Origin of the sequence: Natranaerovirga pectinivora, from assembly GCF_004342165.1 — a bacterium.
Lineage (GTDB): Bacteria > Bacillota > Clostridia > Lachnospirales > DSM-24629 > Natranaerovirga > Natranaerovirga pectinivora.
This window is the reverse complement of sequence record NZ_SMAL01000002.1, coordinates 325,612-349,508: the sequence shown is the minus strand read 5'-3', so window position 1 is coordinate 349,508 and position 23,897 is coordinate 325,612. Positions and strand designations below refer to the sequence as shown.

21 protein-coding genes and 1 pseudogene are annotated in these 23,897 nt (G+C 31.7%); 9 read left to right on the top strand and 13 right to left on the bottom strand.

Annotation, left to right across the window (positions count from 1 at the left end):
- Positions 1–133: 133 nt before the first annotated feature.
- Positions 134–1,465 (top strand): aminotransferase class V-fold PLP-dependent enzyme, encoded by a 1,332-nt coding sequence (locus EDC18_RS04100; RefSeq protein WP_132250569.1) that lies wholly within the window; start codon positions 134–136, stop codon positions 1,463–1,465.
- A 16-nt stretch (positions 1,466–1,481) separates the two neighbouring features.
- On the opposite strand, the gene EDC18_RS04095 is transcribed toward EDC18_RS04100, so the two are convergent.
- The 3 genes from EDC18_RS04095 to EDC18_RS04085 form a co-directional block, all read right to left on the bottom strand.
- Positions 1,482–2,777 (bottom strand): ferritin family protein, encoded by a 1,296-nt coding sequence (locus EDC18_RS04095; RefSeq protein ID WP_132250567.1) that lies wholly within the window; start codon positions 2,775–2,777, stop codon positions 1,482–1,484.
- Positions 2,778–3,017: 240 nt separating this feature from the next.
- Positions 3,018–4,211 (bottom strand): L-lactate MFS transporter, encoded by a 1,194-nt coding sequence (locus EDC18_RS04090; RefSeq protein ID WP_207669163.1) that lies wholly within the window; start codon positions 4,209–4,211, stop codon positions 3,018–3,020.
- 259 nt (positions 4,212–4,470) lie between these two features.
- Positions 4,471–6,345: a DUF4914 family protein gene (locus EDC18_RS04085; protein WP_132250563.1), complete on the bottom strand. Its 1,875-nt coding sequence runs from the start codon at positions 6,343–6,345 to the stop codon at positions 4,471–4,473.
- A 546-nt stretch (positions 6,346–6,891) separates the two neighbouring features.
- Between EDC18_RS04085 and EDC18_RS04080 the strand changes: the two genes are divergently transcribed.
- Positions 6,892–7,329: a YaiI/YqxD family protein gene (locus EDC18_RS04080; RefSeq protein ID WP_132250561.1), complete on the top strand. Its 438-nt coding sequence runs from the start codon at positions 6,892–6,894 to the stop codon at positions 7,327–7,329.
- 77 nt (positions 7,330–7,406) lie between these two features.
- Complete coding sequence (locus tag EDC18_RS04075) at positions 7,407–8,963, top strand: ABC-F family ATP-binding cassette domain-containing protein (protein ID WP_132250559.1); 1,557 nt, start codon at positions 7,407–7,409, stop codon at positions 8,961–8,963.
- Between the two features lie 51 nt (positions 8,964–9,014).
- Here EDC18_RS04075 and EDC18_RS04070 read toward each other — a convergent pair whose 3' ends face one another.
- Complete coding sequence (locus EDC18_RS04070) at positions 9,015–9,722, bottom strand: lysophospholipid acyltransferase family protein (RefSeq protein WP_243115052.1); 708 nt, start codon at positions 9,720–9,722, stop codon at positions 9,015–9,017.
- 208 nt (positions 9,723–9,930) lie between these two features.
- On the opposite strand from EDC18_RS04070, the gene EDC18_RS04065 reads away from it, so the two are divergent.
- Positions 9,931–10,749 carry a CAP domain-containing protein gene (locus EDC18_RS04065; protein WP_207669162.1) on the top strand — a complete coding sequence of 273 codons (819 nt, stop codon included), beginning with the start codon at positions 9,931–9,933 and terminating at the stop codon, positions 10,747–10,749.
- Positions 10,750–11,140: 391 nt separating this feature from the next.
- Here the strand turns inward: EDC18_RS04065 and EDC18_RS04060 are convergent, their stop codons facing one another.
- Positions 11,141–11,536 carry a CoA-binding protein gene (locus EDC18_RS04060; protein ID WP_132250557.1) on the bottom strand — a complete coding sequence of 132 codons (396 nt, stop codon included), beginning with the start codon at positions 11,534–11,536 and terminating at the stop codon, positions 11,141–11,143.
- A 106-nt stretch (positions 11,537–11,642) separates the two neighbouring features.
- Complete coding sequence (locus EDC18_RS14495) at positions 11,643–11,801, bottom strand: hypothetical protein (protein WP_165878472.1); 159 nt, start codon at positions 11,799–11,801, stop codon at positions 11,643–11,645.
- Positions 11,802–11,895: 94 nt separating this feature from the next.
- On the opposite strand from EDC18_RS14495, the gene EDC18_RS04055 reads away from it, so the two are divergent.
- Positions 11,896–12,651 carry a L,D-transpeptidase family protein gene (locus EDC18_RS04055; protein ID WP_132250555.1) on the top strand — a complete coding sequence of 252 codons (756 nt, stop codon included), beginning with the start codon at positions 11,896–11,898 and terminating at the stop codon, positions 12,649–12,651.
- Positions 12,652–12,736: 85 nt separating this feature from the next.
- Here EDC18_RS04055 and EDC18_RS04050 read toward each other — a convergent pair whose 3' ends face one another.
- Positions 12,737–13,645, bottom strand: a complete 909-nt coding sequence (locus EDC18_RS04050) for a hypothetical protein (RefSeq protein ID WP_132250553.1) — start codon at positions 13,643–13,645, stop codon at positions 12,737–12,739.
- A gap of 504 nt (positions 13,646–14,149) precedes the next feature.
- Here EDC18_RS04050 and mraY point away from each other — a divergent pair.
- From mraY to EDC18_RS04035, 3 genes are read left to right on the top strand one after another with little or no spacing between them, the layout of a single operon-like run.
- Positions 14,150–15,124: a phospho-N-acetylmuramoyl-pentapeptide-transferase gene (mraY, locus tag EDC18_RS04045; RefSeq protein ID WP_165878471.1), complete on the top strand. Its 975-nt coding sequence runs from the start codon at positions 14,150–14,152 to the stop codon at positions 15,122–15,124.
- Between the two features lie 26 nt (positions 15,125–15,150).
- A complete protein-coding gene (gene argC, locus EDC18_RS04040) occupies positions 15,151–16,188 on the top strand; it encodes an N-acetyl-gamma-glutamyl-phosphate reductase (RefSeq protein WP_132250549.1) in 1,038 nt (345 codons plus the stop codon).
- 47 nt (positions 16,189–16,235) lie between these two features.
- On the top strand, positions 16,236–17,237 hold the full coding sequence (locus EDC18_RS04035) for a Mur ligase family protein (RefSeq protein ID WP_132250547.1): 1,002 nt from the start codon (positions 16,236–16,238) through the stop codon (positions 17,235–17,237).
- A 33-nt stretch (positions 17,238–17,270) separates the two neighbouring features.
- On the opposite strand, the gene EDC18_RS04030 is transcribed toward EDC18_RS04035, so the two are convergent.
- From EDC18_RS04030 to EDC18_RS04015, 4 genes are all read right to left on the bottom strand, one after another.
- Positions 17,271–18,758, bottom strand: coding sequence for a serine hydrolase domain-containing protein (locus EDC18_RS04030; RefSeq protein WP_132250545.1), 1,488 nt, complete (start codon positions 18,756–18,758; stop codon positions 17,271–17,273).
- Positions 18,759–18,971: 213 nt separating this feature from the next.
- Positions 18,972–19,070 carry a MetS family NSS transporter small subunit gene (locus tag EDC18_RS04025; protein WP_132250543.1) on the bottom strand — a complete coding sequence of 33 codons (99 nt, stop codon included), beginning with the start codon at positions 19,068–19,070 and terminating at the stop codon, positions 18,972–18,974.
- Positions 19,071–20,576: a sodium-dependent transporter gene (locus EDC18_RS04020; protein WP_132250541.1), complete on the bottom strand. Its 1,506-nt coding sequence runs from the start codon at positions 20,574–20,576 to the stop codon at positions 19,071–19,073.
- A 798-nt stretch (positions 20,577–21,374) separates the two neighbouring features.
- Positions 21,375–22,532 (bottom strand): amidohydrolase family protein, encoded by a 1,158-nt coding sequence (locus EDC18_RS04015; protein WP_132250539.1) that lies wholly within the window; start codon positions 22,530–22,532, stop codon positions 21,375–21,377.
- 152 nt (positions 22,533–22,684) lie between these two features.
- Between EDC18_RS04015 and EDC18_RS04010 the strand changes: the two genes are divergently transcribed.
- The gene (locus EDC18_RS04010; RefSeq protein WP_243115064.1) at positions 22,685–23,515 is read left to right on the top strand and encodes a helix-turn-helix domain-containing protein; all 831 of its coding nucleotides are present in this window, start codon (positions 22,685–22,687) and stop codon (positions 23,513–23,515) included.
- Here EDC18_RS04010 and EDC18_RS14745 read toward each other — a convergent pair.
- Together EDC18_RS14745 and EDC18_RS14490 are read right to left on the bottom strand one after the other, a co-directional pair.
- Positions 23,511–23,639 (bottom strand): annotated as a pseudogene (locus EDC18_RS14745) (transposase); the annotation flags it as partial. The gene EDC18_RS04010 and the pseudogene EDC18_RS14745 sit on opposite strands and share 5 nt — an antisense overlap.
- Positions 23,640–23,730: 91 nt before the next feature.
- Positions 23,731–23,889, bottom strand: coding sequence for a hypothetical protein (locus EDC18_RS14490; RefSeq protein WP_165878470.1), 159 nt, complete (start codon positions 23,887–23,889; stop codon positions 23,731–23,733).
- Positions 23,890–23,897: the final 8 nt, after the last annotated feature.

Below are 23,897 nucleotides of genomic sequence, written 5' to 3'. Positions count from 1 at the left end.
TTCTTACTTACATAATTTACTTTTTTATCTTACCATTAATTGTTTCCATCTGCAACGGAATTATTTATTGAACAACTTTCAAAGTATATTTGTCCTCTCATATAATATATAAAAACATTATGGTGGTAAGCAAATGAAAAGTTTTGATAATTTTCGTGATATTATTATAGGTATCGATACTAAAGTGCCTATTGAAAATGGGGGATATACTCAAAGCATTAATTTTGATAATGCTGCTACTACCCCTCCCATAAAACCTGTACTAGACGCTATTAACAATTTTTCACCTTGGTACTCTTCCATACACAGAGGTACAGGCTTTAAATCAAAATTGTCTTCATCAGTTTATGATAGTGCCCGAGAAACTATAGCAGCTTTTGTTGGTGCCAATTTACTAGATGATACTGTTATATTTGTAAAAAATGCAACTGAAGCTATAAACAAATTATCATTTCGTTTGTTTGAAACAATAGGTACTGGCGTTGTCTTATCTTCTTCCATGGAACATCATTCAAATGATCTACCTTGGAGAAATAAATACTTAACGGATTTTATTGAAACTGATGAAAATGGGGCACTAGATATTGATGATCTTGAATGTAAATTACTTAGATATAACGGCAGAGTGAAATTAGTTACCGTTACAGGGGCATCTAATGTGACTGGCTATATTAATCCCATTTATGACATAGCAAAGATTGTTCATAAATACGGCGCAAAACTTGCAGTCGATGGTGCTCAACTGGTACCGCATATGCCTATAAATATACGAAAAGATAATCCTTTAGAACATATTGATTTCTTAGTTTTTTCTGCTCATAAAATGTATGCCCCCTTTGGTACTGGCGTGCTTATAGGACCAAAGTCATTTTTCAAAATTGGTGTCCCAGAAATTGTAGGTGGCGGCACTGTAAAAGTTGTAACGAAAAATACCGTCGTATGGGATGATCCTCCTAACAAAGAAGAAGCAGGTAGTCCAAACATAATGGGAGTAATTGCCCTAGAAGCTGCCATAAAAACATTACAAAGGATGTCACTTTCAAAAATACTTCAACATGAAAAAAGCCTAACCAATTATACATTAATACGGTTAAAAGAAATTCCTGAAGTAACTCTCTACGGGAATCAAGATAGTAGCTTTCATCGTGTTGGTATAATTCCTTTTAATATAAACAATGTTCATCACAATATTGTGGCAGAAGCCCTTTCTAATGAGGCAGGCATTGCCGTAAGAAGTGGTTGTTTTTGTGCTCAACCCTATGTTCAAAAACTTTTAGCAATTCCACCTGAACAACTTATGTATAGTATAAGGTATCCCAATAGTCCACATCCTGGTTTAGTGCGAATCAGCTTTGGATTCTATAATACTATTACGGAAGTTGATACACTTATTAATGCGTTACAAGAAATTGTATCTAACAAAGAAACGTATATAAAAAAATACACAAAAAAAATCCCTAATTAAAGGGATTTTTTTAATTCTATCTATTTAAAATAATTAAATAATTTAATTTATCAGCATGCTCTAGTTCATCTGTAATTATCTCAAATAAAATATCCCTATGATATCTATCATCTAAGCCTGCTCTAATATCACGATATTGTTCTAAAGATTCTAATTCATCTAGTAAAGCAATTTGTATGCCTTCAAGGAAGGTTAAAGGTTCTACGAAATCCAACACTTCTGGCACTTCAATAGTTTCACCTGTAAATTCTGAATAAATACTTTTAAACATCTCTATATGCTTAATTTCATCATTTCTAATATCTAGAATAAGATCTCTTTGTGCTTCATCTGGGGATTCTCTTAATAAGAAATTATATAAAAGCTCTTTATCTCTTTCTAACAATATGGCTTCTCTCATTAAATCTAATGCTTCATCTAATGTTCTATACTGTCTCATTTCCATATTTGGGGTAATCATAGGTGGTTGGTTCATTGGATTATCAAATCTTTCATCGTCCATCATATAATAATCATCTTCTCTATAAAAGAATTCGTCTTCCATATGATTATAAATGGGTCGAATTGGTGTAGGATATCCAGGTCTCATCTCTGGAGCTATATTGATAGGTGGTTGATCAATCTGTCGTGGGTCTGGCGGCGTTAGATCAATAGGTGGAAATACGCCAGGTCTTCCATTTACCGGTGGTTGCACTCCTGGCTGTACTCCTGGTACGCCATTTACTGGTGGTTGCACCCCTGGCTGTACTCCTGGTACGCCATTTACTGGCGGTTGCACTCCTGGCTGTACTCCTGGTACGCCATTTACTGGTGGTTGCACCCCTGGCTGTACTCCTGGCACGCCATTTACTGGTGGTTGCACTCCTGGCTGTACTCCTGGCACGCCATTTACTGGTGGTTGCACTCCTGGCTGTACTCCTGGCACTCCGTTTACCGGTGGCTGTAATATTATTGGTTCATCCACTGGTGGTTGTGCAAAAGGTGGTTGACCTACTGGAGGTTGATCTACTTGAGGCTGGCCTACCTGTGGTCTACCAATTGGTGGTTGATCTATCTGAGGACTCCCCATTGGTGGTTGTTGTCCTATAGGTCTTTGGTTCATTAGTCTTTGATTCGGCTCATCTAATGGTCTTTCATGTATTGGTGGTGGAGATAATGGATCTCTTGGTTCAAGAAGATCATTATCTCTATCTGTATCACTATTTTCATAATCATAATTGCTCATATAATAAACTGGATATCTTTTCTCATCTAGATCTTTTTGATAATAATAGTAATCGTAATAATTTTTATCATATTTTTTATGCACCACATTACACACTCCTTTTCTACTCTAATTTATAAATATGATTTTTCCAAGTGAAATGTGCTTATATTTAGCCAACTCTATCTTCTATTTATACAGTTATATTCATAGATAAGGCCTATTATTAAAAATTTATCTCAATAATGCCTCTGCATTTATTTTAACTTTTATAGAGGTGATTATAGTAGGACTCCAAAATAATATAAAAAAACTATAGCTCCAAAAAGCTATAGTTTTTTTTTGATACTATTCCACTATTATAGTGTCTTTTTCATCTTTGAAAAAAATTAGGGAAGTTATAATTCCTAAAAGAGCTACCACTACTATAATAGGAAAAACATAACTATAGGTCCCAAAAATACTTCTTATCTCACCAGACAATAAAGTTCCTATTACAGCTCCAATACCATAAAATGTAAATACATAACCATAATTTTGACTATAATTAGTTTGTCCAAAGTATATAGCTGTAGATGTTGGTGCTATTGCTAACCAACCTCCTAAATTCATAAAATATAATGAAAATGCAATAACAAAAATTACAATTGAACCTTCTGTTGCAAATATCATTAATATAGAAGCTATCATAATAAGTGTATATGACGTAATGGCTGCTTTCTTAGGTCCATATTTATCAGTTAGTGATCCAAAAAGAGGTCTTCCAATGCCGTTAAATATAGAAAAAATTGATACAAACATGGCACTTCTTTCAGGAGATAAATTTATGATTTCCCTTCCAACTGGACTAGTAATCCCAATCATCATCAGCCCTACCAATGTTCCAAACATAAAACAAATACATAATCCTATAAAGTTTTTACTTTTAATTAATTCTATAAGAATTTCTCCTCTTTTGATAACTGTTGTCTTTGTCATCTCCGCCTTAGGAGGAAATTCTAAAAACAAACCAAGGAGAGGTACAATAATTAAAAATGCTAATCCTAATATTTTAAATGCATTCATAACGCCATAAACTTCTATAAGATGTAATGCTAATGGTGCCGTTATAAACGGAGATAAACCAAAACCGAGTAAAATAATACCTACAAGGAAGCCTTTTTTCTCAGGAAACCATTTGGTAACAACGCTCAAAGGAACCCCATAAACGATTCCTACACCACTACCTCCAAGAATACCATACGCTAAGGTAAATATGTATATATTGGTTGTAAAACCTGCAATTACCCAACCTAAACCTACAAACAAACCACCTACTAGAACGATTATTTTAGGTCCATACTTCTCTATAAACCCTCCTGTTATAGGCATTAATAGAGCATAAAATGCTAAGAAAAACATATAGGGTAACCCACTTTGTGTTGCATCAATATTAAATAATTGTTCTAATGGCGTTCTAAATACGCTCCAAGAGTACACTGTCCCTAAGCATAATAACATTACAACCCCTACTGGAACATATACTAATTTTCTTTTGTTCATACTTACCCTAACCTCTTTCATAAAAACTTTTTCTTATTTTATCTTTTTACTATATTATTGTCAACTAAATTCTACAAACTTATTCTTTTTTTCTTGATTAAAGTGACTTCGTCACATCTATAACCCATTACACCATCTTCAGTGAAGTGGATTTGTTCATAGGCATTAAGCTTTAATCAAATTTTTTTATATACTAGGAAACTGTCAGTTTCCTAGTATATAAAAAGCCGTAGCTCTTAGCTACGACTTTTTATTACTATTATTTCATTGGAATGAATTTTAAATAATCTTCAATTGTTCCATCATTTAAACAACATTCAATAATTTCTTTTCCTAATGGGTTAAGATCTGGTGATAAGTATTTTTTAAGTTCTTTTTTGAAGAAATCAACTAATATTTTTGCTCCTGCATCATAACCTTCTTCTCCAACTTCTAATTGAAGATTTGTTTGTAATAATCCTTTTGGAATATCTACACCGTCAACTTTTAATTTATTTAAAGCATATCCTAAGATAGTTGCTCTTGCAGGTGTTAATTGTTCTGGTTTGAATTTAGCACTTCCTCTTCTTGCTAAAAATTCTCTACCAATCCATTGTGGATTAAATCCAACTTTGTATGCTCCTATATGTTGATTTGGCATAAGAACAAATCTAGTATTAGGTGTATTTACAATTTGATCTAATAAAAGGTTTGCTTGATCAACCATTTTTCCAGTTGCAAAAGGCCAGTAAGATCCAACACCTTCACTAGTCATTCCTTCTGTATCAACAATACTTGGGTTTGCATGCCCTCTTGGAGCTACTAAACGCCATAACCAAGCAAGTGCTGGAGGAAGAACATGCATACTTCCTACAATACCATAAGTAGGATTTTCTTTTGTACAAACTGGTGCTCTAAATCCAAAACTTCTAACATCAACTTCAACTTCTTCTGCTACTACACCAGGAACAAAGCTTCTTGGCATAATAACACGTGGGTTAGGGCAAGGTTTTCCTGGCTCATCCATAATATGTTCCCATATTAAGCAAGTTGACCCTGGAGAAGCTTCCATATTCATAAAGATTAATGGCTCTGGTGGATGAATACATAATTTTTCATGGTGTGGTGAAGTACCATATTTTTTAATGTGGTCAAATCTTAAGAACCAACCAGCTTCCGCATCTTTAACTACTAATTTTTTATTGTCTTTTTGTAATTCTGGATGGCATAATCCCATATCATCTGTAACAGGGTTAAGTTCACAAGTGTCTTTTAATTCAACAAAAACACACTCTTCTGTCACTTGATTTGTACCAAATAAAATTCTACCATCTGATTGTCTATGAGCTTCTTCAATCATTTCACTTTTTCCGCCACCACTAGCGCCTTCGTGCATAATTGTTACAGTGTTATCATATGGTGTTGTTACTTTAACTGTAGAAGCATGTACTGTTGTCCATCCTTCTAATTCACCTAAGTTTAATAATACGCCATAGATACCTTTTTTAGCACTTGGTCCTGGATAAAGATTAAATGAGAATACTTCATGTACATCGTCTAATCTATTATGAACTACTACTTGTTTACCATCAAAATGTGTATGTCTATATGGTGGAGCCAAGTAAATAACTGATCTAGGCTTGAAACCTTCAGTAATATCACTTTCTTTAATAAATCCTTGTAAGTCTGCTAACCCAGCTGCAAAAAATCCTGCATTTGCTGGTGCAACTAAAATTGCTGGATATCCTAATTTTTCATCTCCAGCCATAAAAGGCATTAAGATTATTTCTTGTCCTTTAAACCATTCAATTGTATCTTGTCTAAGAGCATCGAAGCTTTCTCCAAATCTCTCTTCATATTTTTCTTTGTCAGTTTCTTTTGCATCTGCAACTAACATACAGTTAGGATCTCTTCTTCTCATATAAGTATCAATGTAATTAACAACTGCTCCATTTTTACATTTTGTAATTGTTACTTCTGGAACATACCCTTTATTAGGAACGTCATAACCTACTTCAAAAATCCCATCTTTCTCTCCAACTAATGCTAGATCTAAAAGATGTTGACGACTTTGAGGTATAATTACATTTGAACTGCTGTTTACTATAGTTGCTACATCATCACTTAAACTTAATTTTTTAAGAAATTCGCTCATCGTTAAACCCTCCATAAAATTATATTTGCTATTATATTTTGACTATGTTACTAATGAAGCAGTAAGTTTTGCTAATTAGCAAGGGATACTTTCAACTCCATGAGGCAAATTCGTAATTACGAATTCAATTCATATATTCACATATGTAATTACTAATTTGCTAAAAACAAAAAACCATAAGATGGTTAATTACTTACAAGTTAAATTTTTCACATTGCCTAATATGAAATTAACTTCTTCTTAACTCTTATTGACTTCTTACAAATAAGAATTACACCTTAATATTAGTAAACTTTCATTACCTATAAGATCTTCTAGACAATGTTGTTTACTGTGTATTTTTGTATACATAATATATATTACCATAATACCCCATAAAATGCAATCCCCTGTTTTGCAGTTTTATTTTCCTTTTAATTCTTTTTTTAGTTTTTTCAGATACAATTTTTTTATTTTTTTCTTTGCATTAATATTACTAACCTATTATACTATATCTCAAAGGTATAATCTTTATACTAATAAATATTGTTAAAGTGAGTTGGAATAATGAAGATATTAGTTGATGCCGATGCTTGTCCAGTAAAAGATATTATAATTAATATAGCAAAAAAGTATAATTTAGAAGTTATTATGTTTTTTGATACTTCTCATATATATAAAAATGATTATTGTAAAGTAGTGACTGTAGACAAAGGTAGAGATAGTGCTGATTTTGCTTTAATTGGTTCTATTAAAAGTGGGGATTTGGTTATCTCTCAAGACTACGGTGTTGCTTCTATCTCTCTTTCAAAAAAAGCAATTGTCCTTAATCAAGATGGTTTTATCTATACTGATGATAATATTGATTTGCTTTTATTTCAAAGACATCTTTCAAAAACCAACCGACGACATGGCAATCGACCAAAAGGTCCAAAAAAAAGAACATCTGCTCAAGATGATTCTTTTAGAATTAGTTTAATTAAAGTTATCGAAGCTAATTTATAAATTTTTCTACTATGAAAATGTTTCTATATATTATATAATTTCATTATTGTAATTTAACTAGATAAGGAGTATAAGCAATGAGTATTTTAAATGTAAAAAATCTAAGTCACGGTTTTGGTGACCGTGCTATCTTTAATAATGTCTCTTTTAGATTATTGAAAGGGGAACATATTGGACTAGTTGGTGCCAATGGTGAAGGTAAATCCACTTTTATGAACATTATCACAGGTAAACTTGAACCTGACGCAGGAACTGTTGAATGGTCAAAACGTGTACGTGTTGGTTATTTAGACCAACATACTTCTTTAGAAAAAGGAATGACCATTCGTGATGTATTAAAAACCGCATTTCAGTACCTATTTGATTTAGAAACTGAAATGAATGCCATATGTGATAAAATGGCAGATGCAGACCCTGATGAATTAGAAAACATGCTTGCTGACCTTGGCACAATTCAAGATATTCTTATGAGTAATGACTTTTACACCATTGATTCTAAAGTTGAAGAAATTGGTCGTGCTTTAGGATTAGAAGATATTGGTTTAGATAAAGACGTTACAGACTTAAGTGGTGGTCAAAGAACAAAAGTATTATTAGGTAAACTCTTATTAGAAAAACCAGATATTCTTCTATTAGATGAGCCTACCAACTATTTAGATGAACAACATATTGAATGGCTAAAAAGATATTTGCAAAACTATGAAAATGCTTTTGTGTTAATTTCTCATGATATCCCTTTTCTTAATAGCGTAATTAACTTAATCTACCATATGGAGAATCAAGAGCTAAACCGCTATGTGGGTGATTATGATGAATATATGAAAGTATACGAAGTAAAAAAACAACAGTTAGAATCAGCATATAAAAAACAACAACAAGAAATTTCTGAATTAAAAGACTTTGTTGCTAGAAATAAAGCCAGAGTTTCAACAAGAAATATGGCTATGTCACGCCAGAAGAAATTGGATAAAATGGATGTTATAGAACTTGCAAGAGACAAGCCAAAACCAGAGTTTAACTTCAAACAAGCAAGAGCTTCAGGAAAAGTATTATTTGAGGCAAATGATTTGGTCATTGGATACGATGAACCTCTTACTAAACCACTAAACCTTACTATGGAACGTGGTCAAAAAATTGCTTTAGTAGGCGCTAATGGCCTTGGTAAAACAACTTTATTAAAAAGTATTCTTGGACAGATTAAAAGTTTGTCTGGGTCCGTAACCCTTGGTGATTACTTACATATTGGCTACTTTGAACAAGAAACAGCAAAAGGCAATACAAATTCTTGTATCGATGAAGTATGGCAAGTTTTCCCATCTTATACACAATATGAAGTGCGTGCTGCCCTTGCAAAATGTGGTTTAACAACAAAACATATAGAAAGCAAAGTGATGGTTTTAAGTGGTGGTGAACAAGCAAAAGTACGTTTGTGCAAATTAATTAATCAAGAAACAAACTTCCTTGTTCTAGATGAGCCTACAAACCATCTTGATGTAGATGCAAAAGAAGAATTAAAAAGAGCATTGAAAGCATATAAAGGCAGTTTATTAATCATATGTCATGAACCTGAGTTCTATAATGATGTTGTAACTGAAGTATGGAATTGTGAGTCTTGGACAACTAAATTAGTATAATAAAAGATCCCTTATACCGTACTATGTATAAGGGATCTTTTGTATAGAATATTATTTATTTATAATGATATTTCTTATATACTCGTGTAGGTTCTTAGCTTCTTCTTTTTCTAATGCATTAATATCAATTGGTGGATGTATAATCAAATTCACATTCACTTTTTTAATTTTATTATGCTCTTCTAACATTTTATAACTACCATCAATGGTAATGGGTACAATTTTCACATTAGACTTTAAAGCCATTTTCATACTTCCTGCTTTAAACTCCCCTACTTCATCTCTTTTACTTCTTGTTCCCTCAGGGAATATAACCATGGAATGACCTTCTTTTAAATAGTTGATTCCTGTTATGATGGCTTGCAAAGAGTGTCTTGGATCCTTTCTGTCAATAAAAACACATTTCATTAATGCCATCCAAGTTCTAACCACTGGTACTTTTTGCAACTCAACTTTTGCAACAAACCCAACAGCCGTTGGTAGATAACCTAATAACAAAGGAATATCAAAATTACCTTGATGATTGCTAACAAACAATACATTTTCATCTTTTGGTACATTATCTAAGCCAATAACATTAATTTTAGACCCTGTGGATTTAACCATGTTTCTTGCCCATCTAGTTGTAACCTTATGTAAGTATTTTTTTGCACGTTCTTCTTTGCCTATTTTAATTAAAACCTTGTACTTAAATAGAAAAAATAAACTTAAAATTTGATATAGTACAAAATTAACAAACCATAAACTAGTTTTAATCATTTATGTATCTCCCTTTCTCCTATTACTTAACATATAAGGTAATCTAAACTGATACAACCTTACTTTTTTCCTATAAATTATAGTAAACTAAAATATTAAATTTTACAAGATTTCTTTGTTTTTTTTCAAAAAAAGTATAATAATTATCCTTTCTTAGAATACTACCATTAGAAATTTTTCTATTAGAATCCAAGGAGGAATACAATAAATGAAAAAAATTATTTTAGCATGTGCATTAATATCTACAATGTTTTTATTCGCTTGTGCCAGAGATCCTGTACCAGGTGTTGAATCATCATTGTCAGGAACTGGTCCAATATCTAGAGTAAAAGTTACAGCAGATACTGCCAACATTAGATCTGGTTGTTCAACAGATGCACCAGTACTTCAAGAAAATGCTCAAAATGACCAGTTAGAAGTAATAAACGAAGTAGAAAATTGGTATGCTGTAAGATTACCAGAAGAACAAATTGGATTTGTACCAAAAGAACAAGTTACACCAGTTGTACCTGATGAAACAGAACCAAAACCAGAACCAACTGGTACTGAAGATAATCCAATAGACCAAACTGGTCCGGCAAACACACCAGGGACAACAAGTCCTAATACAAACAACACTGGTGAAATGGCATCATCCCCTACACAAGCAGAACAACAAATGTTAAACCTAGTCAACGAAGCTAGAGCTGCAAACAATGTACCACCTTTAGAAATGGACATGGAAGTTGTTAATGTTTCAAGAATTAAATCACAAGATATGATAGACAACAACTACTTTAGCCATAACTCTCCAACTTACGGAAGTCCTTTTGATATGTTACAAAGCTTTAATGTAAGTTATGTACAAGCAGGTGAAAATATTGCAGGTAATAGAGATGTTGCTGCTGCCCATGAAGCACTAATGAACTCCCCAGGACATAGAAAAAATATCTTAAGTCCTGACTATACCCATGTTGGTATTGGGATCCAAGAAGGTGGACAATATGGTAATATGTTCACTCAAATATTTGTAAGCAAACCTAGATAATAAAATTTAAGGTGGTTTAAAACCACCTTTTTTTACGTTATAGAAAAGTACTACTTCCTATGAATAAAAGAAAATCCACCTAAATTTAACATCAAGGTGGTTTCTAATGAAATTCTAATCTTATTTACATCGCTTTTTAATCTTACCCTCTTATAATACTAGTATACACTTAATCATTTGGAGGGATATTATGCATTTAATAATAGGATTACTTGTGCTTTACATTATTTTAAAACTGGTTTTCTCTATATCATCAGTAGCATTAAAAATTATTTTTTCATTACTCGGATTTATATTATCACTTATCATAATTCCAATTATATTTGCCGCTATATTACCAGTTTTAATCCTTATATGTGTATTTGTGCTGATCATCAAGTTATTCAACTAATTATTTATTTTGATCTTTATAGCTCAATCCCACTAATACACAAGCTTGAACAGCTTCTATTTCCTTTTCACTAGCTAATTCTAATACTTCATCACTAACAGTGCCTGGTTGAAGCCAAATATATTTAACCCCTTCTGCTGCACAGTCTTCTACGACACTTATACCGATTTTAGGGTTAACTACAAAGTTTACTACATCTACTTTTTCTGGTAAGTCTTTTAAGCTTTTGTATACTTTATCTCCATCTAACTCTTGTATTCCTGGATTAATGCCAAAAACATTGTACCCATGAGCTTTCAACTTTTTATAAATCTTATATCCATATCTTTCTTTGTCTGCTGAAACACCTACAACAGCCCAATTTTTAAAGTCTTCTAATAATTTCTCTGGTGACATATTCATTCCTCCTTTATGTAATAAGGAAAGTCAGTTAGCCTTCCCTTACTCTAATTATAGTATAACCAATTAAATACTTCAAACTATTCTATCACAAAACATGGAATTATGTTCTATCTTTTTTCATGATTCTATTATTACTTTCTTGCTTTTGTTTGTGTCTCAATACGCCACTCATTGGATCGCCCTGATTTGCTTCATCTCTTTTGTACTTATCTTTTGCTGCATCTGGTGTCATACTACTAAATCCATTGCCTTTACTCATCTTAAAAACCTCCTTTATAAATATACTTATATTATGTCATTATCCAAGTTAAAAATTCATATGATTAAATATCGTATATAAAAAAGGTGATTTTATGAGATTAAGAAATATACTTACATCAAAACCATCTAAATCAAAAATCGCAAAACAAAACCTTCTACTTCTGAAAGTTTTATCTTTAATGCTTGCCTTGCTTTTTTTCAATTTTTTATCTATTAAGTATACTAGCAATGGTCTAGCACAAGTATTTAAAATGAATTATCAAGAATCCAATCCTTATTACATAATTGTTGATTTAGATGATTATACCGTTAATGTTTTTAAAGACAATGAACTCTACAAACAATACCTATGTTCAGGAGGAAAATACAGCACCCCCTCCCCCATTGGTACTTGGTCAATCATCTCCAAAGCAGATTGGGGAGAAGGTTTTGGTGGCACTTGGATGGGGTTTAATGTACCTTGGGGTAAATATGGCTTCCATGGCACAGATGAACCTTGGAGTATAGGTCATCCTGGTTCAGAAGGTTGTATTCGTATGTATAATGAAGATGCTGCTGATTTAAAAAGTTATATTCCTCACGGCACAAAAGTTAAAATCATAAAAGGACCTTACGGCCCTTTTGGAAGTGGTTTTAGAACCATACGCCCTGGTCATATCGGTTCTGATGTATATGCTGTTCAAATGAGATTAAAAGAACTTGGTTATTACCAAGGTTGGGTTGACGGTAAGTACGGTCAAGGCTTTCATAATGCTATAAATAAATTCCAAAAGGATCATAATTTGCCTGAGAGTCAGTATATCACTGGGCCTATGTATAAGGCTATGGGGTTTGAGTTGTTTGAGTAGGTGCAATCAAAAAGGGTAAAGCTTTCTGACATAGTCTGAAAACTTCACCCTTTTTGATTATTCTCTAAAATTTAGCTAGCGTCTTTCATTTACTCTTTGTAAAACATCCAAAAACTTTTTCAGTTATAGTTTTCTTATCTTTTTTATAATGATCTTTAAATTGCTTCATAAAAGGTGTCATATGTTCTATAAGGTACTTACGTTTTCCTATACGATTAACCTTATCCAGAGAATCCATATAATTTTTGATTATAACCTCATAAATCATATCTATACTTGTTTTAGTTGTTACTCTTGTAATATCCAATCCCTTTTTACTTGTTTTTAGCATAAGATCAATAGTCATTGCCCCATTCAGTTTCTTAAGAGACATTTTCTCTTTTTCACTTACTTCTTCCATCCTTTTATAAACCTTCTCTAACGCCTTATACATCTTTTGAGATGCATTTTTATCATGACTAAACTCCGTTACTAAAGACTTTTTAAACTCATTAAAATCTTTTGCTGATATAGGTGGCATGTCAATAGCATTAACACCAATATTAGAGAATCTATTAACACCTTCCAGTAAATCATAAATATTTTCATAATTCACTTCTTGTTCAATAAGCCCACATTTCTTCAAATCTTCCATTAATCGTTTAACATATACTTTGCTTCCTCCAGAAATATCACTTAAAATTGCTAACATCCAAACTGGTGAAAACCGAACACTAATTAACCCTATCCCTTCAATAATAGATCCTGCAGTTTTTCTAATCATATAATGATCTTTTAATTGGATATTTTTTTCTTTTTGTTCTACTTGTGCTACTTTCTCAATCAAAAACTGCTGTAACATACCAAAAGTGACTCGATAAGTAATAGAATCTTTTACTATACTTGGTAATAAGAGATTAGTTAGTAAAGAAGTCATCCCAGTACCTATTGATACAACTGATTTAATGGTTCTTTCAGGAACCGATAATATATAGGTTAGTTTATTTTTTTCCATAAGTTCACACCTCTCATCCAATAAGCCTCTGAAGACTTGGGGAAGACTTGGGCAAGACTTGGGGACGTTTCCATTGTCACCTAGTAGCTTTTTCTATTGCTGACTTGCCTAGTCCAAGAGCCCTCCCCAGTTGACGAATACTCAACCTAACTCTTAATACACTTCATTCTAATTTCTTATTTCTATATTTGCTTTATTTATCTTAGTAATAATACCTTCTTAATGATTTTTATTTTATTTAAAATGATATCACAATTTTATATATTTTAAAATAAATTCCTATAAAATATCTCTTAAGGAAATTAAGGTCTCTAACTCTTTACAAGGGCATGTATTTATTAAATTAACTATACTTTTAAATTTAAGTGTCGAAACTTTAATATATTCTTAATTGTTCACCTTTCTTTGCTATGATATAATTTATAATTAGAATAAACATTATATTCTGGAACAAAAATATAAAGAAATACGTTTAAATATACTATGATAATAGAGGTGGTTATTTTGCTTTTTTATTTTATAACAAGCCTTCTAATAACTATTATTGGAATGAAGCTATTTATAATCTTTTTAACCAATACGAGATTCTTAAAAAAGAAAAAATCAATTGACAGTAGTATTAAAAAAGATTGCATTAAAGAATTACATAAAAACAAGAAAAATACCCTTACTATGGGTGGCGTGGTAATGAATCTAGTGCTGTTCATTATGACTATTGGCTATTATATTATGACAAAGGAATTTCTATGGTTAAATATGATGATCATACTCTATGGCATAATGGGCTTTGTTGATGATTACATAAAAATTAAGAAGGTTCGAGATGGGGTTACTCCTAAAGAAAAATTATTAGGATTGACAGGTATTAGTTTTTTGGTAGTGCTACTATTGCATTTAACAAACACAATGAATACTACCATTAGAATTCCTTTTATAAATAGTGGACTTCAGTTGAATATCATTGTGTATTCTGCTTTAATTCTAGTTATATTAGTGGCAACCACTAACAGTTTTAATATCACCGATGGGTTAGACGGATTGGCTCTTGGTATCGCTATTATTGTGTTAGCCTTTCTTGGCATAGTCGCTTGGAAGGTTGAGAACTCAGCGATTTTATACACCATACTTACTTTAGCAGGCACTTGCATAGGAACATTATTCTATAATAAACACCCAGCAAAGATCTTTATAGGTGATACAGGCTCTTTATTCTTAGGAGGTGCTATTGCCATTATTATGATCAGTTTACAAATACCTTTATGGATATTATTGATTCTTATTATTTGTCTATGGGAAACAATAACCGTTATACTACAACTAACATCCTTAAGGTTTAGAAATAAAAAAGTTTTTAAAATTGCACCTTACCATCACCATCTGGAAAAATGTGGATGGCAGGAGACAAAGATTGTACATACATTTTGTTGGATTACTTTTATATGCTGCATTATAGGCTATTTGGGCTTAGGACATATATAAAACAATTATGAGACGAGGAATCTAAGATGTTAAATGTGGGTATTTTAGGAGCTACTGGATACACTGGTGAAGAATTAATACGCTTGCTTCACAATCATCCAAATGTAATGATCAAAAAAATACTATCTACTTCTTATAAGGATAAAAAATATAATTTTGTGTATAGAAATTTTGTTGGATTTAATGAAGATATCTGCCAAGAGTTAGACTGGGATACATTGGTAGATGGTATAGATTTATTATTCTCTGCCCTACCCTATGGCATATTAATGGCACATTTAACCGAGGATATGCTAAAGAAAGTAAAGATTGTTGATATTGGTGTCGACTATAGGTTTATGGATAAAGAGTCCTATAAAAAATACTATGGAAAAGAACATCAATCTCTTCATTTAACTGACGAATTTGTATATGGTTTAAGTGAATGGAATGAAGAAGCGATCAAAGAAGCAAAAAGCATTGCCAATCCAGGTTGTTATGCCACAGCCATGTTAATGGCTTTAATACCACTTATAAAGGAAGCTCTAATTGATAAAGATATTATTGCAGATGGTAAAAGCGGCCTATCAGGTGGCGGCAGGACTTTAACTATTGGTACACATTATGTGGAAGCAAATGAATCTATGAAAGCTTATAAATTAAACAATCATCCTCATGTCATTGAAGTCCAAAAAGGTATAGAGTTCTTTACTGGTGAAACAATAGAATTGACTTTTACACCTCATATCGTTCCTATGCAAAGAGGGTTAATGGTAACACTATATACTAAATTACAAAAGAAATTAGATTATGAAAGTGTAAAAGAAGTCTATAGTAAATATTATGGTTCAAAACCTTTTGTACAAATACTTGATAAAAGCATTTATGTTGAAACAAAATGGGTCAAATCTTCTAATATGTGTCATATAAACTTTGAGATCAATGAAGAAACCAATAGGTTAATTATTGTGGTAGCTATTGATAATCTTATAAAAGGGGCTGCTGGTCAAGCCATACAAAATATGAATCTAATGATGGATTTTCCTGAAAATATGGGATTAAACTATATCCCTGTTTGTATATAAAAAGTATATTATCAGTAAAGTTAGGAATAATTTAATGGAGTGATACAATGAATTTAGATATGGTTATGAGTGGTATTGAATTTACTCTAATACAAGGTCAATTGGATATAGAAATCAATGGTATTTATTATGATTCTAGAGAAGTATTAAAAGAAACTGCCTTTGTGGCAATATCAGGATTTACAGTAGACGGACATAATTATATACATAAAGCAACGGAAAATGGAGCAAATACCCTAATTGTAGAAAAAGATGTTCAAGTGGATGGCTCAATCACTGTTTTAAAAGTAAAAGACTGTCGTGAAGTTTTAGGAAAGATGGCTTCTAATTATTACAAGGAACCTAGTAAAAAAATTAATCTAATTGGCGTAACGGGAACCAAAGGAAAAACCAATACTACTAATCTTATAAAAGATATCTTTGACCAAGCAAAGAAACCAATAGGTTTAATTGGTACAAAAGGTACAATAATAGGTAATACCATTACACCCAACCAACACACCACACCAGAGTCCTTAAAACTTCATAAAACTTTCTCGGATATGCTTAAACAAAACATAGAATTTTGTGTTATGGAAGTGTCTTCCCATGCTCTAGAACTAAAAAGAGTTTTTAGTTGTTATTATAATACCGCTATCTTTACAAATCTTTATGAAGATCATCTAGATTTTCATTCCAATATGGAAGCATACTTTAACACAAAAGCACAGTTGTTTGAAATGACTACGGATTATAATATTATTAATATTGATGATGATTATGGGAAATTTTTGTCAAAAATCATTAAGAACAGGCAAGCAGCCTTAGTAACCTTCGGATGTCATAATGATGCAGTTGTTAGGATATTGGATATACAAACTATTGGACTTTTTACAAAGGTCATTTTAAATACACCTATAGGTTGTAAGACTTTTTATTTAGATTCTTCTACAGTAGTAAATATCTATAATAATATTGCAGCAATGGTGTGCGGTTTATGTTATGGTATTGCCTTTAAAGAGATTGAAAATACTTGTTCTATTTTTGCAAATAAAAAGTATGTCATGTGACATACTTTTTATGTTTATGAAAACACTAACTATCTACACTATTTTTCTTTTATTAACAAACATTTGTATTATTCCTATTATAATTCTTATATTTATAGCAATACCAAAAACACTTCCTATATTAGTATTTACAAAGCCTAGTATAGGCACTATTTGTTTGCCTATAAAATAAGCAAAATAAATCAATGCTACGCTTACTACAATTTTTACAATAAAGTGTATCTTATTTGTATAGACCTTTAAAAATACCAATTCACCTTTTTTATATCCTTTATATAGTTGAATTATTATTAATAAAGACCACAAAATTAAAGCAGAAGATATTGCATATACAACAGCACATACGTTATGAGTCAATTTATTAAAATCTCTCTTCTCCTCATAAACTTTAAAATACCAAGTATTTAAAGCTTCATTAATCAAGTATGTTCCATTGTCACCATTTGTTAAAATAACAATCCCAGCTCCAATATCTGGAACGAATGAAAAGTTGGTTCGCCATCCTTTGTTACCGCCATCATGAGCAACTAAAGGCCTATTATTGTTATCCATATTAATAAAATGTCCCAATGCTGTACTTTTATATATAAAACCCTCTAAACCTTTTACTGTTAGTACAGGTTCATACATCTCTTTTAATGTTCCTTTCTGTAAGAAATCATCCCCCCCTCCATAACTATTAATACTCGCAATAACGAACTGACTTATATCACCAATGGTTGAATAGAGCCCTGCTGCTGCTTTTTCTATAAACAAGTAATTTGGTAATTCCTCTAATTTTATGTTATATGCCTTTCCTATTCTACTCTCAGTGTAATCTTCCCACTGGAAACTACTATCCTTCATTTCCATAGGAATAAGTACTACTTCTTTCATATAACGATCAAAATCTTGTCCTGTTACTTCTTCAATTAATAATTGTAGTAAATTATATCCACCACCAGAGTAAAAATATCTTGTACCAGGTTCATATATTAATTCTACTGGCTGAGAACCTCCTCCAATACCACTTAAAGATTCCTCTAAAGAAGGCAACTCACTAAATGATTCGTATCCAGGATACCCTCCTCCTCTAGACAAGCCCGCAGTATGACTCAGTACTCTTCTTATGGTTACTTGACTTTTATCGTAGATTGACTCTGGAAGTTGCCACCTTGTTATATACGTCTCAATAGGATCATCAAGATTTATAATCCCTTCTTCAACAAGCTTCATTATTCCAAAGGCAGTAACTGATTTTGATATGGATGCCATTTGATACACAGTGTCCTTATTAATTTCTTGTTGATTTTCAATGTCCGCAAAGCCAAACGTTCCAATCCATCTTAATTCACCATCTTCTATTAAAGAAATAGAAGCTCCAGGAATATTGTAATGATCCAATAACACTGGCGTTTGTGTTTCGAAATTTTCAATTAAGCTACTAATATTATTATTTTCATTAAAACTATTATAACTAATAAAAAATGGTGTAATCATAACAATTAAAAACAATAGAAAAACCAAAATCTTTCTTCCCATCCTCTTATCCCCTCATATCTTCATATTTACATATATTATAGCCTCTGTCTTTACTGTCCACTTTGTCACTCTAATATTTTTTCCCATAACTATTTTAAATTATTATACCATAATGGATGAACTTCATTCCACAAATATCCTTTTAATCTTCTAAAGGGGCATATCAGATTTTCTCCTGATATACCCCTTTGTTTTTTACTTCTGATTTATTATTTACTTATTGTCTTTAATTGCATTTCTTATGGTTACGGCTAATCCACCCCATAAAACTATTGCTCCAAAAAGGAAGAATATAATAGATGTTACTGTCATCTATTCCACCTCCTTTGGTAATTCTAATGCTTTGTTTCTCCACGGTCTTTTGCTTAATATAATAGAAGTTATTATAATTAATGCAATGATGCCCCATCCAAATATTAGAAGGGCTTTCATTGAATACCCACCATATGGCTCTATTATTTCATTGATGATACTTTGTCCCAACATAAATATTAATACAGTTGGTGTAACAAACTTAACCATAATCTCCCACCATTTACCTACAGAGAATATGGAAACAGCGTTTGTATGTTCTCTAATGACATGGGCACCAATAAACCAACCAACAACAATAGATTGTAATAATCCTACAACAACGATACTGTATGAATTGATAAATGCATCTATAATGTCAAGGAAGTATAAACCTGCTCCTGTTGCATAGAAAACACTTATTGAATATCCTCCAAGTACTGCAAATGTAACAATTTTCTTTCTTGAAACGCCTGTTTTATCAATAACAGCTGCAGAGAAAGCTTCTGTTAAAGACACACAAGATGTTAATCCAGCAAATACCAAACATATAAAGAATAGTATTCCAAATACAGTTCCTAGCGGTCCCATTGCTGAGAATACTTGTGGGAATACAACAAATGCTAAACCGATACTTTCAGTAGCAACTTCTTCAAGAGGAATCCCTTGACTTGTCGCCATAAATCCAAGAATACCAAATACCCCAATTGCTGTTAAGAATTCAAATCCACAGTTTGCAAATGCAGTCATAAAAGTACTATTATTTATATCTGACTTTTTAGGTAGATAACTAGAGTATGTAACCATTATCCCCATAGCCAAACTAAGGGAAAAAAATACTTGTCCGTAGGCTCTTATCCAAACCATTGGATCCATTACTTTTGACCAGTCAGGTGTAAATAAAGTATTAAGACCAAGGGCTGCCCCTGGTAGTGTAATCCCTCTAATAACAATAATAACTATTATTCCAATAAGAGTTGGTAACAATATTTTGTTTAATTTTTCTATACCGCCTTTTATACCTTTATAACAAACAAACCAATTAATAAACCAAATGGCTGTTATCCCAAAGAAAACCGGCCAATTCATTCCACCTAACTCAAAAGGTCCATCTGATAATTTTAAGAAATCACCAAAAAAGAATGCATTTGCATCTGATCCCCAAGCTTGGTTAAATGATAGAAATATGTAGTTGATTGCCCAACTTAAAATCATTGTATAATATGTCATTATAATAAAAGATGTTATACTTGGCCACCATCCAAGCCATTCCCACTTCTTACCTGCTCTTGCAAAAGACAAAGGTGTTGATCCTCTAAACTTATGTCCCATTCCATATTCTAATAATAATAATGGAATCCCTGCAGTAAATATCGCAAAAAAATAGGGTATTAAAAATGCCCCTCCACCATTAGAATACAGTAGGTATGGATATCTCCATATGTTGCCTAATCCGACTGCAGACCCTACTGCAGCAAAAATAAATCCCATTTTAGAGCCCCATTGCTCTCTTTTTTGTTCTGGCACTGTTATCTCTCCTTATGTCGTAGTTTTAGATTTATATATTTGCTTAACAAGTTAGCTTTTCAAACTTAGAAAGTAATTCTAGGCAAAAAAAATACCCCAACTTCAAACATTTATGTATATCAGTGGAGATATTTAATTTATTAACTTGATAAACACCAAAAATTATTATACCCGCCACTGCTCTATATGTCAAATGCTTTCCCCATCAAATCTTACGTTGAAATCAGATGATTATATTCTATGAATTAAACTCATATGTACAAGTTGTTAAAAACTTATAATAAAATTTAAGATTTCTCTTTACTTTTTCTTGGTTATGTGCTATTATACAGATAAGGAAGTAAGGAACACTTCTTCCTACATACCCTATTCACTTATTACAGTTTTATCAGTCTTGGTATTCAGTAGTTTGTTTTGAAATTGGGTTTTTTTAATACCTGTTTTGTAAGTAAAGTTAATTAGAATTAAATTGTATTATGTAATAAGTAGTAAGTCTTTAGTATTTTATTATTTAGTATTTTATTATTTAGTATTTTATTATTTAGTATTTTATTATTTAGTATTTTATTATTCAGTATTAATTTTCAGTATTAACGTGAAGTTAGTTTTAATTTCCATCTCTTTAAAAAAATATTATTTTGTAAGTACGTTTAGTATTTTTATGTTTTTAAGCGTTATGTTACACTGAAAGGAATGAAACAATTATCAAATGTTTAAATTGAATAGGGTATGGTAAGTAGCCACTTAAATAGGATTAACCAAGTGGCTACTTATTTTTTGCTCACTTTTTTATTTGCTTTATTTTTTATTTACAATAATCTGCCCATTTCGCAACACCATTCTAACATCTAGCAGAAAATTCAATTCCTCAAGTGGATTACCCTTTACAATTAAAATATCCGCTATTTTTCCCACTTCAATTGTCCCAATTTCATCTTCAAGATTACATACATACGCTGCGTTTTTCGTTGCTGAAACAATAATATCCATAGGTGTCATTCCTGCTGCTTCCATTAGTCTAATCTCCATTATAGGCATTCCTAGTTCAAATGGTGTATGATACCCTCCAAAATCTGTGCCAAGTGCTACTTTCCCCCCTGCTTCATAAAACTTTTTAAGATTTTTTTTTGCTATATCAATATAAAAGCTACTACGAGGATAGTCTTCGCTTACACCTTTCCAAAGCTCTAGTGTTGGTACCCAGTAAATTTCTTCCTCAACAATTCTATATATCAATTCATCTGATAATAAATCTATAACCATATGAGCCAAATCATCTACTTTAGCATCAATTACATCTTCCAGTTGACCCCTATGACTAACATGGACTGATACTCTGAGATTGTTTTCATGTGCTAAGGATACAATCGCTTGTAATGTTTCTTTAGGTAATTTATTCCACCTTTGACCTTGTAAGTTATCCTCATATGATACTTTAATAAGATCCGTGTTGTTATCAATTAATAATTGAACTGTTTCCACTGCATCTTCTAATGAATTAACCTCCAAATCTCCATATCCCTGCGTAGTCGTTATAAAAGGTCCTGCTGCAACTAACCGCGCATTTTTATTAGACTTTAGAAGTTTGCCTCTCACTTCATATGGATTTTTTATTCTACATCCAAGATCTCTAACCGTTGTTATTCCGGATTTTGCCCACGTAGATAGATTTTTACTACTATAGGCGTTATGTACATGGGCATTTATAAATCCTGGTAGTAATGTAGCCCCTTGCAAATCATAAGTAACTGCTTTTTCAGGTTTTTCAAAGTCATAAACCTTACCAACAAAAGTGATTACTTCACCTTCAACTACTACAACTGCATCTTCTAATGGTTCTCCTCCATTGCCATCAATTACAGTTACATTTTCTAGTATGATTGTTCTCCCTTTATTAGTGTTACATCCTGTTGCAATTATCATTATTAATATTAATAACAATAGTCTTTTCATCATTTCTATGCCCCTCCTTATCTTTACAATTTATAAATATATAATATAATAAAATTAAATAAATAATTGAACAGTTCTTGCTGTTTTTAGAAAAGGTGAATTATTTGATTGTAGATTATAAAGAGACCTTAAGATTTGTTATTGATTATATAGAAATGCATATAAAAGAAGATATTAATTTAGACCACTTAGCTCATATTACATATTTATCAAAATTTCACTTACATAGAGTTTTTAAAAGCATTACCTCTGAATCTCTTATAAAATATGTTAGAGGCAGAAAATTATCTTATAGTGCCTATGATTTATTAAATACAGATCTAAGCATACTAAAAATTGCCCTTGATTATAATTACAATCAAGAACAATCTTTTAATCGTGCTTTTAAACAAGAATTTCAAATAAGTCCTGCGAAATATAGAAAAGAAAAGTGCGAATTATTTATAACCCATAAGTTAGACATTAATAATTTCTATTCTTTTGATAATGGATTATTAATTAGCCCCGTCTTCTTCTTAAAACCTGAGTTTTCTATTGTTGGTTTACAACATCAGATAAGTTTTGAAGATGATAGGCGTAATGGCGCAGTGTCAAAAGCCTCTGTTGATTTTTGTAACAACTATCTCCATATAATTCCTAATGTAAAAGACACTAAAGTGTTCATTGGTTTTGATAAATATAATAAAAAAAGGGACTACTTAGATTACACCACTGCAACAGAAGTCACAACCATTGACAATATCCCTAAAGATATGGTTGGTTATGTTATTCCAACAACACAGTTTGTCTGCTTTAAATACATAGGGTTTCACCCTCCTGAAGAAATCAATGCACGAAAACTAATTTCCCTTTTTAATTTTATTTTTACACAGTGGTTTCCAAATTCTATTTTTAAACAATCTAAACCATTTCATTTTCAAAGATTAGATTTGAAAAAATGTACAGATTCCTATTGTGAGATGGAGATGTTTTTTCCTATCCATTAATCCATTTATGTATTTGAGTTTTACTAGAAAACCCATATTTTTTGGCCAGATAACCCATTCCACCCCGGCCTTCTAAATATTCTTATACAATCTTTTTCTTGAATTCAAAAGTATATTTTGCCATAAAAAACTGACCTCCCAATAGTTAGATTTTTAAGGTCTAACTTTTAGGGGTCAGTTCAGACATATTGTTCTCTTTATATTATAACTAATTATTATTTATCAAAAAATCCACCTTTTCGCTTACTCTTAATTGCTTTGTGAGAACTTCCAATTTTTTGACTTGGTTTTTCATTACTACTACTTTGATCTTTGTTCTTCATTTTCTTTTCTTCTATTAACTTTTTCATTTGTTCAATGTTTTTATTTGACATAGTTTACA

Coding starts and splice junctions, on each gene's coding strand:
- EDC18_RS04075 (WP_132250559.1), top strand. CDS start 7,407: ATGAGTATTTTAAATGTAAAAAATCTAAGTCACGGTTTTGGTGACCGT.
- EDC18_RS04035 (WP_132250547.1), top strand. CDS start 16,236: ATGAATTTAGATATGGTTATGAGTGGTATTGAATTTACTCTAATACAA.
- EDC18_RS04060 (WP_132250557.1), bottom strand. CDS start 11,536: ATGTCACCAGAGAAATTATTAGAAGACTTTAAAAATTGGGCTGTTGTA.
- EDC18_RS14490 (WP_165878470.1), bottom strand. CDS start 23,889: ATGTCAAATAAAAACATTGAACAAATGAAAAAGTTAATAGAAGAAAAG.
- EDC18_RS04100 (WP_132250569.1), top strand. CDS start 134: ATGAAAAGTTTTGATAATTTTCGTGATATTATTATAGGTATCGATACT.
- EDC18_RS04055 (WP_132250555.1), top strand. CDS start 11,896: ATGAGATTAAGAAATATACTTACATCAAAACCATCTAAATCAAAAATC.
- EDC18_RS04030 (WP_132250545.1), bottom strand. CDS start 18,758: ATGGGAAGAAAGATTTTGGTTTTTCTATTGTTTTTAATTGTTATGATT.
- EDC18_RS04010 (WP_243115064.1), top strand. CDS start 22,685: ATGCATATAAAAGAAGATATTAATTTAGACCACTTAGCTCATATTACA.
- EDC18_RS04025 (WP_132250543.1), bottom strand. CDS start 19,070: ATGACAGTAACATCTATTATATTCTTCCTTTTTGGAGCAATAGTTTTA.
- EDC18_RS04015 (WP_132250539.1), bottom strand. CDS start 22,532: ATGATGAAAAGACTATTGTTATTAATATTAATAATGATAATTGCAACA.
- EDC18_RS04090 (WP_207669163.1), bottom strand. CDS start 4,211: ATGAACAAAAGAAAATTAGTATATGTTCCAGTAGGGGTTGTAATGTTA.
- argC (WP_132250549.1), top strand. CDS start 15,151: ATGTTAAATGTGGGTATTTTAGGAGCTACTGGATACACTGGTGAAGAA.
- EDC18_RS04070 (WP_243115052.1), bottom strand. CDS start 9,722: ATGATTAAAACTAGTTTATGGTTTGTTAATTTTGTACTATATCAAATT.
- EDC18_RS04080 (WP_132250561.1), top strand. CDS start 6,892: ATGAAGATATTAGTTGATGCCGATGCTTGTCCAGTAAAAGATATTATA.
- EDC18_RS04050 (WP_132250553.1), bottom strand. CDS start 13,645: ATGGAAAAAAATAAACTAACCTATATATTATCGGTTCCTGAAAGAACC.
- EDC18_RS04065 (WP_207669162.1), top strand. CDS start 9,931: ATGAAAAAAATTATTTTAGCATGTGCATTAATATCTACAATGTTTTTA.
- EDC18_RS14495 (WP_165878472.1), bottom strand. CDS start 11,801: ATGAGTAAAGGCAATGGATTTAGTAGTATGACACCAGATGCAGCAAAA.
- EDC18_RS04085 (WP_132250563.1), bottom strand. CDS start 6,345: ATGAGCGAATTTCTTAAAAAATTAAGTTTAAGTGATGATGTAGCAACT.